Genomic DNA, 12,345 nt, shown 5'->3' with positions numbered 1-12,345 from the left:
ATTCCTCCCATCAAGCCCCCGGTCTCCCGTTCCGGAGGGGCAGGCCCCGGCGCGTCTTGCGGCGCCGGACCCCGTTGTTTCAGCCTTGGCTGCGGTCAGCCTTTCCACCAGCGGCGGGGTTCCACGTTTTCGGGCTTCATGTCTTTGTCGACTTCGCGCGCGATGTTGTAGATTTCCTGATAGGTGTCGATGCCACCGGCCCAGCCGTTCAGACGATCGCGCCATTGCTCCCACAGCTGCGGCTGGAACTCGGGCGAGCACATTTCCTCGGCCATGCGGATTTCGCTGTCGGGCAGGAAGGCGGGGCGCACGTCGTTTTCCACAAACATGGTGCCCGGCAGCTGCGGGTCCGAGAAACCAACGGTTTTGACCAGGGCGGCCTCATTCGCGGCCTGCACATGGGCCTGCGCCCAATAGGCGCTCTCCAGTACCGCGTCCTGCAGGTAGCCTTCGAGACTGTCAAAGACCTTGGCCGACATTGAGGTGTGCTCGGTGCCGCAGAAGAATTTGAGGTCAACCGACTGCGAAACCACCGGCGACATGTTGGCATAGGCCACCGCCGAGGCCCAGGTTTCGGCGCCGTCGATCAGGCCCTGTTTCAGCCCGTCCAGGGTTTCCTCCCAGGCGACGGGGACCGGGTTCAGGTTCAGCGCCTTCATGGCGATGCGGCCCAGCTGGGTGCCGGTGACGCGGTTCTTGGTGCCAAACAGCTGCTCCAGCTTGGTAATGGTCGGCGCGTCCTTGTATTTCAGGCCCAGCTGAATGCCGCGGAGTTCACAGTGGCTGAACAGGAATTTCAGCCCGTGGCGTTTTTCCAGCGGGTCGCGCAGGATTTCCTGGCTCTTGGGGTGGTACAGGAAATGATACTGCGAGGCGCGGCCGGGGAACATGAAGGCATAGTCCAGCACGTTCAGATAGGGCGCGCCGCCGGCCGAGTTCTGGGTGGAGGCAGCGTAGATATCAACGATGCCCTGCTGGGTTTTCTCCACACAGCTCAGCTGGCCGCAGATCTGGTTGTCGCCGATGAATTCAATGCGGATTTCGCCATCGGTGCGGGATTCAAGGTCGCGGGCGAACTCCAGCGCGCCAGCCCGTTCGATCAGCAGGTTGCGGGCGTTAAAACCCGAGGCGCCGAATTTCAGCGTGTGTTTGGCGGGCTTGGAAAAGCGCCGCTCGTAAGTCGATTCTGCGGCTGATGCGAGATTCGCCAGGCTCATCGCGCCGCCAAAACTGCCGGCCGCCAGCAGGGTCGAGCTCATCCCGTAAGTGCCTGCAACCTTGAACAGATCCCGCCGCGATATGCGGTTCAGTTTATCGGTGACCCCCATAATTTTCCTCCCTAAGATCAATTATTGAGACGTTTGGTATCAAAAATAGCTAGTATATTTCATGCAATCTGTATAGAAGTTTTTTCCTGACAGAGTCGGGAGAGGGTCGTGGAAGCAGATTTCATTGTTATCGGAGCAGGGTCATCGGGCTGTGTGATCGCCAACCGGCTGAGTGCGGATCCGCGCAATAAGGTGGTGCTGCTGGAGGCCGGCGGGCGGGACACAAACCCCTGGATCCACATCCCGGTCGGCTATTTCAAAACCATGCACAACCCGTCTGTTGACTGGTGTTACAAGACGGAAGCAGATCCGGGGCTGAACGGGCGCTCGATCGACTGGCCGAGGGGCAAGGTTCTGGGCGGGTCGTCCTCGCTGAACGGGCTGTTGTATGTGCGCGGCCAAAAGGAGGATTACGACCGTTGGCGCCAGATGGGCAACGAGGGCTGGGGCTGGGACGATGTGCTGCCCCTGTTCAAACGATCCGAGGATCAGGAGCGCGGCGCGGATGAATTTCATGGTGCTGGCGGGCCGCTGACAGTCTCTAACATGCGGATTCAGCGCCCGATTTGCGATGCCTGGGTGGCGGCGGCACAGGAGGCGGGATATCCGTTCAACCCCGACTACAACGGGGCCGCGCAGGAGGGGGTGGGGTATTTCCAGCTGACCACCCGCAACGGGCGGCGCTGCAGTGCTGCGGTGGCGTTTTTGAAACCGGCGCGGGAGCGGGCAAATCTGCAGATCATCACCAATGCGCTGGTGGAAAAGATTGATCTGGACGGGCGCCGGGTCACTGGCGTGACCTATCTGGACCGCGCCGGCCAGCGGCAAAGCCTGACCGCGCGCAAGGAGGTGATCCTGTCGGCGGGGGCCATCAATTCGCCGCAGACGCTGATGCTGTCGGGGATCGGCCCGGCGGAGCAGCTGAAGGCCAACGGTGTTGAGGTGGTGGTGGATCTGCCGGGGGTGGGGCAGGGGCTGCAGGACCATCTGCAGGCGCGTCTGGTCTACAAATGCAATGAGCCGACGCTGAACGACGAGGTGCGCAGCCTGTTCAATCAGGCGCGGATCGCGCTGAAATACGCGCTGTTCCGGGCCGGGCCGATGACGATGGCGGCCAGTCTGGCGACCGGTTTCATGAAAACCCGGCCCGATCTGGCGACGCCGGATATCCAGTTCCATGTTCAGCCCTGGTCGGCGGACAGCCCCGGCGAGGGGGTGCATCCGTTCTCGGCCTTTACCATGTCGGTGTGCCAGCTGCGGCCCGAAAGCCGGGGTGAAATCCGGCTGAACGGGCCGGATCCGAAGACCTATCCGAAGATCCACCCGAACTATCTGGCGACGGAGACGGATTGCCGGACCCTGGTGGACGGGGTGAACATTGCCCGCCGCATTGCCCGGCATAATCCGCTGGCCTCCAAGATCGCTGCGGAGTTCCGGCCTGATGCGGATCTCGCGATGGAGGATTACGCGGGCACGCTGGACTGGGCGCGCGGCAATTCGGTGTCGATTTACCACCCCACCGGCACCTGCAGGATGGGGCAGGGGGCGGATGCGGTGGTGGACGCCGGGTTGCGGGTGCATGGGGTGCAGGGGCTGCGGGTGGCGGATTGTTCGATCATGCCCGAGATTGTCTCGGGCAATACCAATGCGCCGGCCATCATGATCGGGGAAAAGGCCAGCGATCTGGTGTTGGCCGCAGACTGAGAGAGGCAGAGAGACGGCGGCAATCGCTGGATTGCCGCTGTCCTTGGTTGTTAGATCAGGAAATGATCCTCGGTCAGGGCTGAGGCCTGCACATCCAGCAGCGTGATTGTGCCGTCGTTCCCGAGGTCGATCAACGCATTGCCGCCGTCCTGAGAGATGGACCCAGAGAGATCGTCAAAGCTGCCGAAGCCGAAGTTGCCGCCTGTCAGATCCAGCAGCTCGCCATCGGCGGAGGTGTTGAAATCGGTGATCACGTCATCGCCGAAACCCTCGTTGAAGACAAAGCTATCGGCGCCGCGCCCGCCCGTCAGCTGGTCATTGCCGTCGCCGCCGGTCAGCACGTCTGCGCCGCGTCCGCCGTCGATGCGGTCGTTGCCCGCGCCGCCGTCCAGCGTGTCGCGTCCGCGCCCGCCTGCGATACGGTCACTGCCTGCACCGCCATCGGCCAGGTCGCGCCCGCGTCCGCCAAACAGCACATCGCCGCCGTCGCCGCCGTCCAGGGTATCGGCGCCGCGCTGGCCGCGCAGCAGGTCGTTGCCCCGTCCGCCGTCGATATAGTCGCTGCCGGCACCGCCGGACAACACATCAGCGCCGCCTTCGGCCAGGTCGACCACGATGCGCAAGAGCTGTTCCTCGCCGCCGTTGCGGGTAAAGTCGCCCTCGGCCGGATCAACAATGGTGCCTGCGGCGGTGGTGCCGCCCAGAATGTTGACCGGGGTGCCGTCCGGATTGCCTTCGGAGCCGTTGAAGCCCTCGTGCTGGCGGACCACGCCGTTTTCAGCGGTGCCTTGATCGCGGGCGGTCTGGTTCAGGAAGGCAGCACCTTCTTCGGTGTTCACCTCGGTGCCGGCATCCAGCACATCGCTGCCGAAACGTTCGATCACCAGCGGCCCGGCAAAGTTGCCGTCGGCGTCAAAGATGAAGTCCTGCAGCGCATCGTCGGGCGAAGCCAGGAAAGCATCGTTGGAGGGGATCACCATGGTGGCCCAGGTAAAGAAGCCCTGGCCGACCTGGTCGGGGTTCACGTTCAGGGTGAAGCTGGCGCTTTCACCCGGATCGATCGGCCCCGGCGCACCATTGCCGCCGATGATGGTGGCATCGACGCCGCCGTCGAGGACTTGCTGGTTGAACTCGGCTGCGATGCCTTCGACGCTGCCGTCTTCGGCAATGCGCTCCAGCCCGCCGCTGGCGGCCTCGCCATCGGTCCAGAGGTCAAAGTTTTCGCCGTCGTGGAAGCCGAACCAGACCGGGGTCAGGAAAGTGCCGCCGTCGCCCAGCGTGTTGGTCACGGTGACGGTGATCGCCTCGCCGTCGCCGATGGCATCGCCGCGGATCACGTCATTGCCGCCGCCGCCGTTGATGGTATCGCCGCCGGCACCCCCGGCCAGCAGGTTGTCGCCCGCATCGCCGTTCAGCACGTCGTTGTTTGCCGAGCCGGTCAGGTTTTCGATATTCAGCAGCGTATCGACAACCGCACCGTTCGGACCCTGATAGACTGCGGCGCCGGCATTCAGGTCGGCAATCACAGCCGCGCCGATGTCCTGGAAATCCGCGGTGTCGATGCCGTCGCCGCCATCGGTGATGTCAGCACCGCCGCCGCCGCGCAGGATGTCATTGCCGTCGCCGCCTTCCAGCACATCATTGCCGCCGCGGCCCACCAGCAAGTCGTTGCCGCCGTTGCCGGTCAGCGTGTTGGCACCGCCGTCGCCGGACAGCTGGTCATCATTGTCCGAACCGTCGAGGTTTTCGAACCCGCTGAAGTTTTCGAACACGGTGGTGGTTTCATTGGGCTGGTAGGAGGCGCTGCCAGAACCCAGATCGGCGACCACCTCAGCCCCGATATTGATAAAGCTGTTGGTGTCGGTGCCTTCGCCGCCGGTCAGGAAATCCGTGCCGCCGCCGCCTGCGATGAAGTCGTCGCCATCGCCGCCGTCAATGGCGTTAGGGGCGGCGCCCAAGGCGCGGATATCATCGTTGTTGGACGAGCCGGCGATGTTTTCGATGCCGGTGAACTCTTCCTCGATCAGCGGGCCGTTGCCGCCGCCGCCATTATAGGACGCAGTGCCCGAGCCGTCGGCATTCAGCACCACGGTAACACCGGCGATGGAGGCATCAGCGGCGCCCTGGTTGATATTGGCAAAGGAGTTGGTGTCGATGCCATTGCCGCCGTCGATGGTGTCCACGCCGCCGCCGCCGCTGAGGATGTCGTTGCCGCCGCCGCCGCGCAGCTCGTCATTGCCGCTGCCGCCGTTCAGCTGGTCGCTGCCGCGTCCGCCGCGCAGAACGTCATCACCTGATCCGCCATCCAGCGTGTCGGCGCCGCGGTTGCCGCGCAGGTCGTCGTTGCCGTCGTCTCCGTTCAGCTCATCATTGCCGCGGCGTCCGCGCAGGATGTCATCGCCGCCGTTGCCGTTCAGCAGATTGGCGCCGTTGTCGCCGCGCAGGTCATCGCCGTCATCGGAGCCTTCCAGGTTTTCGATGCTGATCAGCGTGTCGGTCTCAACTGCCTCATCAAAGACATTGCCGTCGTCAAAGCCGCCGTTCAGCCCGTTCACATCGCCGCCCGCGTCCTGCACGATATCGGTGATCACCGGGCCGTTCTGCCCGGCCGGGGCATTGTGCAGGTGGATGGCGCTGACGCCTGCCACCGGCAGCAGGTCTGACGTGGCCAGGCCGGTCACCGACAGGTCCGAGCTGTAGGTGATGCTGCTGCCGTCGATCACGATCACCACGCGGCCCTGGCCGGTGGCCAGGGAGTCGCTGGCGCCGTCCGGCTCCTGTGCGGAATCCAGGTCCGCAACCAGGGTCAGCGTGCGGATGCCGCCATCGGTGACATCGCTTTCAACCAGCAGCTGGCCGCGGATTTCACCGCCGGGGAAGTCATTGGTGTGAAGGTTGTAGTAGAGATTGCCTGCCGCGGCTTCGTCGACCAGATCCGCCGGGGATTGGTCTGTGGTCAGCGAGGCCAGCGGCTGGTCCTCAACCACCACCGCAAAACCAGTCTCGCGGGTGGCGCTGCCTGCGCGCAGATCTGCCTGAACCGGCACGTCGATGTCGCGGTAATTCGCGGTATCCGATCCTGCGCCGCCGTCCAGGGTATCATCCCCCAAGCCGCCGGTCAGGGTGTCGTCGCCGCCAAGCCCCTGCAGCAATTCGCTGGCATTTGTCCCGGTGAGAGGGTCCGGGCCTTCTGTCCCGGTGATCGGGCCCATGTTGTTTTGTACTGTCATTGTCTTTCCTCCAATAGCACCGGCGCAGCTCCGTTTGCGCACGGTTGCGATTGAACCTGTGAGGGGGCGGAAGAAACGCAACGCATCAGATTTGAAGCGCTGCGCGTCATTTTGAAGAAGATGGGGATTTTCGCGTAAGCTGCTGTAAGGGAGTAAAATTTTTTCAAGCTCACAGCGGCACAAGTAAATTTGAGTGGTGTTACAACGGGGCCGGCAGTAGCTGGGGACAGGCGGCCCTTGCCGCTGCGTTATTTTGTCAGATGAGTTTTCCGGCGTGATGCGAACCGTTTCCGGCCCCAGGCCCGCCCCCGTGATGAATCAGAACTGGGATCTGTTCCGGTTCTTTCTGGCGGTTGCGCGTGCGGGCAGTATTGCGGGGGCGGCAGGCCGGCTGGCGGAAAGCCCGGCCACGGTCGGGCGCAAGCTGCGGGAGCTTGAGACGGCGCTGTCTGCCACCCTGTTCGATCGCAGCATATCGGGCGTGCGGCTGACCAGCTGCGGCAGCCGGATCCTGGCCCGGGCCGAGCAGATGGAGCATCAGGCACGGCTGATCAGCGAGGCGGTTTGCGGCAGCGACGGCCAGCTGGCGGGCACGGTCACTGTGGCTGCCCCCAGCGGTCTGGGCCAGATCCTGCTGGCGCCGCAGCTGCGCGAGCTGCACAATTTGCATCCCGAGCTGCGGGTAAAGCTGCTGCTGTCCACCAGCAAGGTGAACCTGTTGAACCGCGAGGCTGATATTGCCGTGCGCATCGGCGCTCCCAAGCAAGAGCGGGTGGTGGGCCGCAAGCTGGGGGAGGTGGGGTTCGGGATCTATGCCTCGGATCTGTATCTGGACGCGCTTGGCGATTTTGAAACGGCGGCGGATCTGGAGGGGCACAACATCATTGCTGCCTCGGGCGATCTGGCGCAGACGGTGCAAAACCAGGAGTTCGCAGCGGTCTCAGCCGCGTGCAATGTGGCGCTGACCACGGACAGTATCTTTGCCCAGCTGGAGGCGGTGAAAAGCGGGCTGGGGATTGCGCCGTTTCCGGCGTATCTGGGCCAGTCGCATCCGGATCTGGTGGAGCTTCTGCCGGGGCATTTGCAAGCCACGGCGGATCTGTGGCTGCTGATGCATCCCGATACCTGCGGCATGGCGCGGATCCAGGCAGTGCAGGAGTTTGTCACCCGGATCTGCAAGAGTGCCCTGGCGGGCGGCGGCGCTGCTACTTGCCTTTGATCCGGACGGTATAGGTGGTTTTCGCCCCGGCGGGCGGGGCCGGGAAGGGGGCTGCACGCCGGACCTGGGCCAGGGCGATGCTGTCGAGCTTGGCGGAGCCTGAGCTTTTGGCGATGCGGGCTGATTGCAGGGTGCCATTGGCGGCAATGGAGAACCGCACCAGCGCAGCACCGCGGATATTGACCCGCTGCCGCTTGGCCCGCATCACCCGCCGCAGCACCTGGCCGCGGTAATTGTCCGCCGCGGCGTTGCCCTGCTGTTTGGCGGTGCCGGGGGTTTGCGTCGCCTGTCCTGCTGGTTTTGCCGCGCGCCCCGCGGCGGTGCCCTGTGCGGCGTCCTGATCGCTGTTGCCGCGCGGGGCGGGCTTGCGGGTTTCCGGCTGGGTTTTTGGTGCCGGCGCTGGGTCCGGCTTGGCCTCGGGCAGGGGTTGCTGCGCTGCGGGCAGGGGAGGCTGTGCGGCTGGCTCCTGCTGCACAGGTTTCGCTTGGCCGGATGGCAGGACCGGCGTGGCCTTTGGCAGGGCCGCGGGTTCTGCCGCGGTGATTGGAGCAACCGGCTGTTGCGGTACGGCAGCAGGGTGCTGCGCGGCCTCTTGGACCGGCTGTTCCGCCTTAAGAACCTCCTCGGCCTCAACCGGAACATCTGTGCCCTGCGCCAGGTCGGCAAAGGCAAACCCTTGGGCGGCCAGGCCGGTCTGGCCGCCTGCCTGTTCGGCCTGTTCGCGGTCTGTCAGAAAGGCAGCGCCGGCGTGGGCTGCAGCGGCGAGGAACAGCGCTGAGAGGCCTGCCAGCCGGGAGTGCGGCACCTTCATTGCAGCGCTCTTTTGGTGACGATCAGCACCCGTTCAGCGCCGGCGCCGCGCAGGGTGTTGCCCAGTTTCACCAGGTCGCGGGCGGGCAGGTTGCGGTCGGGCACGATGCGCAGGGCGGCGCGGTCTGCGCGGTTCAGCGCGGCGACATAGGCGGCGGCGTCCGGCAGCACCTTGCCGCGCAGGGTCAGGCGGCCGTCGGCATGAACCACCAGCGCATCGGGCGGTTCGCGGCCTTCAAGGTCCTGCGCTTCGATCAGGGTCAGATCCGTGTCGAGCGGCACCGCCAGGGTCCCGGCGATCATGAAGAAGATCAGCATCAGAAACACGATGTTGATCAGCGCAATGGTAGGCTCTTTTTGCGCGAGCGCGGCCGGTATGAGGCGCATCAGCCAAGCACCAGGGTTTGCAGCCCGTCAACGCCGCGCAGGGCGGACAGCAGGTCCACCAGCCGCTGCGAGGAGGCATCTGCGCCAGGGCTGATCAGCACCAGATGGCCGCCGGATTGCGGCTGCAGCCGGATCAGGCCGGCGATCCGCTCCAGGTCGGCGGGCTGGCCGTTCAGGGTCAGGCTTTGTTCGCCGAGCGCCACAAACAGCATCTGCTTGCCGGAGCTGGCGGCGCCCTGGCCTGCGGCCATCAGCTCAACCTCGCCGAATTTCGAGAAGGTAGAGGTGAGCATGAAGAACAACAGAAGCAGGAAGATCACGTCGATCAGCGAGGTCATCGACAGGCGCCTGCGTTTTATGCCGTGCAGTTTAACCGCCATGGGCCACCTGCAAGGGCGCCTCTGCCGGAGACGGGGCAGGGGAAGACGGGGCAAAGACGGTGCGCAGGGCGCGGTTGGCAAAGACCCGTTCGCGCTGCATCCGGGCGGTCAGCCAGCTGAGCACCAGCGAGACCGGCATCGCCACTGCCAGTCCCGCGGCGGTGGTCAGCAGCGCCACCCAGATACCGCCGGCCAGCAGCGAGGGATCCACCGAGGCGCCAGCGGATTGCAGTTTCTGAAAAGCCTCGATCATGCCGATGACGGTGCCGAACAGCCCCAGCAGCGGTGCCAGCTGGGCCACCATGTCCAGCGTGCCAAGGCCGCGCTCAAGCCGGGAGAAACGTTCCTCGGCGTCGGCGCGGTCGGCCTGCATTTGGTTCTGGGCGCCGTCCAGCGCCAGCCGCATCACCGGCACCAGATAGGATTTGCTGAGGCTGAGGCTGTGCCGGGCCGCGTCAGCCTCGCCCCGGTCCCAGGCGGCCACTGCGGCAGCAAGGGCGCGGTGCTGGCCGACCCGTGCCATGCGGTACTGCCAGATCTTGTAGAGCACCAGCGCGCTGGTCAGCACCGAGACCGCCAGCAGCAGCAGCACAACCGGGCCGCCGAGGTCCAGCACCTTGTTCAGGGCGGTGTGCACTGTGTTCATCCTGCCAGCTCCATCACTTTGGAGCTGAGGCGCAGGCCGCGGCTGCAGGCGCCGTCGGGCAGGCCGCCGCCGGTGCAGGTGGCGGCGCCGTTGATCAGGACCCGGCTGATGTCCGCGCAGGCCTGCGGGAACTGGAACTGCCGCACGCGCAGGCGCCCGGCAGGAAGATCCTGGAAATCGAGAAGTGTCAGCCGCGCGACCTGCCCCCGGGCGTCGAACAGGACGGTTTCATAGACCGCCTGCTCGACGTCCTTGGCATGGGAATTCTGCACCGCAAAGGACAGTTTGCAGGCACCCTCCGCCGCTTCTGCCGCGCTGAGTTCGATGGCGATACCGGGTTCGGCGGCGTCTTCTGCCGCGGCGCCGGTTGCTGCCAGCGCGGCAGTCAGAAGCAGGGAAATCAGGGCTTTACGTCCATGTGCCATGTCGCACCTCTTGGTCGGTTCCGGGGATCAGAAGGTTTTGGCCAGCGTCAGCTTGAAATTGCGCCCCGCCGCGTCGCGGGAATAGAGGCTGGGCCGGTAGGCGCGGTCAAAGGCGTTCTCGATGCCGAAACGAACCTCGGCGCCTTGCAGCAGGCCGGACTGCGGCTTGTAAGTGGCGCGCAGATTGTGGACGCCGTAGCCCGCCACTGCCGTTCCTGCAGCATCAAAGCCGGATTTCGCCGCCACCAGTTCCCAGCTGAGATCCAGTGTTTCGCCGAAGCGTTTGCCCAGGGTCAGGCGCAGATCGTCCGAGGCCAGGTTGCGCCAGCGCGCGGCGGTGCCGTTCAGTACTTCTTCGCCATCGGGCAGGTTTGCGTTCAGGTCGGCGTAAAAGCCGGAGTCGAGCGCATAGCCGGCCTCGATCTCGAACCCGCTGGTGTCCACCTTGTCGAGCGGCACAAAGGCGAAGAAGGGCGGCGTGGGCAGGGAGACAGAGCTGACATAAGAGGTGATGTCGCGCAGTTGGCTTTGGTAGTAGGTCACCTTGACCGACAGGCTGTCATTGGCGGTCAGCACATCCGCCGCCGCGTATGAGGCGCCGATTTCATAGGTGTGTGAGCGTTCGGAGACACCGATGCGGGCGGCATTGTCCAGATCGTCGATCACCGGCAGGTTTTCGGTATAGGCGGCACTGCCGAACAGAGCAAACCCAGCGTCGAATTCATAGCGCAGCGACAGGCCGCCCATCAGCGCCGAGGCGTCGTGGTTTTGCGATCCGTCATGCGCCTTGATCTCCTGGGATTCGTAGCGCAGGGCCGGGGTGGCGGTCCAGCGGCCGATAGAGATGTCATCGACGGCAAAGACTGCATAGCGTTTGGCGGTGCCGCCCGGTGCGGAGGAGGCATCGAGGCGTTCGCGGCGCGACAGCTCAACCCCGGCGCGCAGGTCGTGGGTGGCGGCGCCGGTGGTGAAATAGCTGCTGTTTTTCACCGTCAGCTTGGTTGTCTCATAGCGGTGATCGGCGTCCTGGGTGGCGCTGCTGAAGGGGGTGCCCGCCGGGCCGCTGCGGGCACAGTTCGGGTCAGCGCGGACCACGCCGCCGTCGTCGCAAAAGGCGCTGCCAGCGATGTAGGATTGGTTGATTTCCTGATCCGAATAGGTCAGGTTCACGTCCAGATTGACCAGATCATTGCCAGCCGGGTTCCATTGGTAGCGGATGCCGGCGACGCGGTTATCAATCCGGCGGTCGACCCTGCCGAAGCTGGTGCTGGTGGTGCCGAAACCATCGTAGGGCACGTCTTTTTCGTCGTTCGCGCTGTCGTTCAGCGAGGCAGTGATCGAATGCTCGCCCGCATCGCCAAAGGTGTATTTGCCCTTGATCAGGTAAGACGGTGTGCGTGACTGGGTGTTGGCCACCTGGCTGCCGTCGCCATTGTCGTATTCGGCGGTGTCGCGCAGGGTGTAATTCAGCAGCAGCTCGAAATTCTCCAGCGGCTGCCAGGCCAGGATCGAGGAGGTGGCGAAGCCCTCGCCGTTGCTGGTGGCCTGCAGGGTCTGGCGGAAGCGCAGGCCGATTTCACCGCCGGTGAAATCCGAGGCGTCCTTGGTGTCCAGCTTGACCAGACCGCCGATGATGCCAGAACCGTATTCAAAACTGCCGATGGTGCCGCGCAGGACCGAGACCTCTTTGTACAGTTCCGGGTCGGTGAACAGCTGGGTGCCGATGCGGTACAGCTCCTCGGAGCCGGTGGTGGCGCCGTCGACGATCACCTGGACCTTCTGGTCGGTGCCAAAGCTGCTGGTGGCGCCGAAGCCGCGGATGTTGATGCCGGCGCCGCGCGGGGTGTTGCCGTTCACCAGGTTGACGCCGGGCACGGAATCGATCAGCTCGCCGATGGTGCCGGCCTGGCGGTCGTCGATCTCTTCCTGGGTGATCACAGTCAGCGGCACCGCGGTGCCGGTCTGCACCTCGCGCTTGCCCTGGCCCAGGTCAACTGTGCCCAGGAAATCCTCGTCTTCAATGATATCCTGTGCGGCCAGGCTGCCGGCGCTGGCCATCAGGCCCAGCATTGAAACGGTGCTTAGCAGGAGCCACCCGCCATGCCGTTTCTTGTGGTGTTTCCCCATCTCGCGTCCCTTTGCATCTGTCTGTTCTGTTGAACCGGATGCTTGCGACGGGGCTGGCGTGGTCGTGTGTCTGACGTTGCGGATTCACA

10 protein-coding genes are annotated in these 12,345 nt (G+C 64.6%); 2 read left to right on the top strand and 8 right to left on the bottom strand.

The annotated features are described in order from the left end of the window. Positions 1-95: 95 nt before the first annotated feature. On the bottom strand, positions 96-1,328 hold the full coding sequence (locus K3555_RS24620; protein WP_259993328.1) for a TRAP transporter substrate-binding protein: 1,233 nt from the start codon (positions 1,326-1,328) through the stop codon (positions 96-98). 108 nt (positions 1,329-1,436) lie between these two features. Here K3555_RS24620 and K3555_RS24615 point away from each other — a divergent pair, with 108 nt between their 5' ends. Further along, positions 1,437-3,032 carry a GMC family oxidoreductase gene (locus tag K3555_RS24615; RefSeq protein WP_260009389.1) on the top strand — a complete coding sequence of 532 codons (1,596 nt, stop codon included), beginning with the start codon at positions 1,437-1,439 and terminating at the stop codon, positions 3,030-3,032. Between the two features lie 50 nt (positions 3,033-3,082). Here the strand turns inward: K3555_RS24615 and K3555_RS24610 are convergent, their stop codons facing one another. Next, positions 3,083-6,262, bottom strand: a complete 3,180-nt coding sequence (locus tag K3555_RS24610) for a spondin domain-containing protein (protein WP_260009388.1) — start codon at positions 6,260-6,262, stop codon at positions 3,083-3,085. Between the two features lie 313 nt (positions 6,263-6,575). Between K3555_RS24610 and K3555_RS24605 the strand changes: the two genes are divergently transcribed. Beyond that, the gene (locus K3555_RS24605) at positions 6,576-7,481 is read left to right on the top strand and encodes a LysR family transcriptional regulator (protein ID WP_260009387.1); all 906 of its coding nucleotides are present in this window, start codon (positions 6,576-6,578) and stop codon (positions 7,479-7,481) included. Here the strand turns inward: K3555_RS24605 and K3555_RS24600 are convergent. The 6 genes from K3555_RS24600 to K3555_RS24575 are packed head-to-tail and all read right to left on the bottom strand — an operon-like array spanning position 7,468 to position 12,199. Continuing rightward, complete coding sequence (locus K3555_RS24600) at positions 7,468-8,292, bottom strand: energy transducer TonB (RefSeq protein ID WP_260009386.1); 825 nt, start codon at positions 8,290-8,292, stop codon at positions 7,468-7,470. The genes K3555_RS24605 and K3555_RS24600 overlap by 14 nt on opposite strands. Then, positions 8,289-8,678 carry a biopolymer transporter ExbD gene (locus tag K3555_RS24595; protein ID WP_260009385.1) on the bottom strand — a complete coding sequence of 130 codons (390 nt, stop codon included), beginning with the start codon at positions 8,676-8,678 and terminating at the stop codon, positions 8,289-8,291. The genes K3555_RS24600 and K3555_RS24595 overlap by 4 nt, the downstream gene beginning before the upstream one ends. Continuing rightward, positions 8,678-9,058 (bottom strand): biopolymer transporter ExbD, encoded by a 381-nt coding sequence (locus K3555_RS24590; RefSeq protein ID WP_260009384.1) that lies wholly within the window; start codon positions 9,056-9,058, stop codon positions 8,678-8,680. The genes K3555_RS24595 and K3555_RS24590 overlap by 1 nt, the downstream gene beginning before the upstream one ends. Further along, entirely contained in the window at positions 9,048-9,704 is a 657-nt protein-coding gene (locus K3555_RS24585; RefSeq protein WP_260009382.1) for a MotA/TolQ/ExbB proton channel family protein, read from the bottom strand. Before K3555_RS24585 ends, K3555_RS24590 begins: the two co-directional genes overlap by 11 nt. Continuing rightward, on the bottom strand, positions 9,701-10,129 hold the full coding sequence (locus tag K3555_RS24580; protein WP_260009380.1) for a hypothetical protein: 429 nt from the start codon (positions 10,127-10,129) through the stop codon (positions 9,701-9,703). Before K3555_RS24580 ends, K3555_RS24585 begins: the two co-directional genes overlap by 4 nt. A 27-nt stretch (positions 10,130-10,156) precedes the next feature. After that, entirely contained in the window at positions 10,157-12,199 is a 2,043-nt protein-coding gene (locus K3555_RS24575) for a TonB-dependent receptor domain-containing protein (protein ID WP_260009378.1), read from the bottom strand. Positions 12,200-12,345 lie beyond the last annotated feature (146 nt).

The organism is Leisingera sp. M527 (genome assembly GCF_025141525.1).
Classification (GTDB): Bacteria; Pseudomonadota; Alphaproteobacteria; order Rhodobacterales; family Rhodobacteraceae; genus Leisingera.
The sequence above is the reverse complement of the archived record's forward strand: the minus strand, read 5'-3'. Positions and strand labels throughout refer to the sequence as shown.

Excerpts from the sequence above, each read along its gene's own strand:
- K3555_RS24580 (WP_260009380.1), bottom strand. The coding sequence starts at position 10,129 with ATGGCACATGGACGTAAAGCCCTGATTTCCCTGCTTCTGACTGCCGCG.
- K3555_RS24600 (WP_260009386.1), bottom strand. The coding sequence starts at position 8,292 with ATGAAGGTGCCGCACTCCCGGCTGGCAGGCCTCTCAGCGCTGTTCCTC.
- K3555_RS24605 (WP_260009387.1), top strand. The coding sequence starts at position 6,576 with ATGAATCAGAACTGGGATCTGTTCCGGTTCTTTCTGGCGGTTGCGCGT.
- K3555_RS24620 (WP_259993328.1), bottom strand. The coding sequence starts at position 1,328 with ATGGGGGTCACCGATAAACTGAACCGCATATCGCGGCGGGATCTGTTC.
- K3555_RS24610 (WP_260009388.1), bottom strand. The coding sequence starts at position 6,262 with ATGACAGTACAAAACAACATGGGCCCGATCACCGGGACAGAAGGCCCG.
- K3555_RS24590 (WP_260009384.1), bottom strand. The coding sequence starts at position 9,058 with ATGGCGGTTAAACTGCACGGCATAAAACGCAGGCGCCTGTCGATGACC.
- K3555_RS24585 (WP_260009382.1), bottom strand. The coding sequence starts at position 9,704 with ATGAACACAGTGCACACCGCCCTGAACAAGGTGCTGGACCTCGGCGGC.
- K3555_RS24575 (WP_260009378.1), bottom strand. The coding sequence starts at position 12,199 with ATGCTGGGCCTGATGGCCAGCGCCGGCAGCCTGGCCGCACAGGATATC.
- K3555_RS24595 (WP_260009385.1), bottom strand. The coding sequence starts at position 8,678 with ATGCGCCTCATACCGGCCGCGCTCGCGCAAAAAGAGCCTACCATTGCG.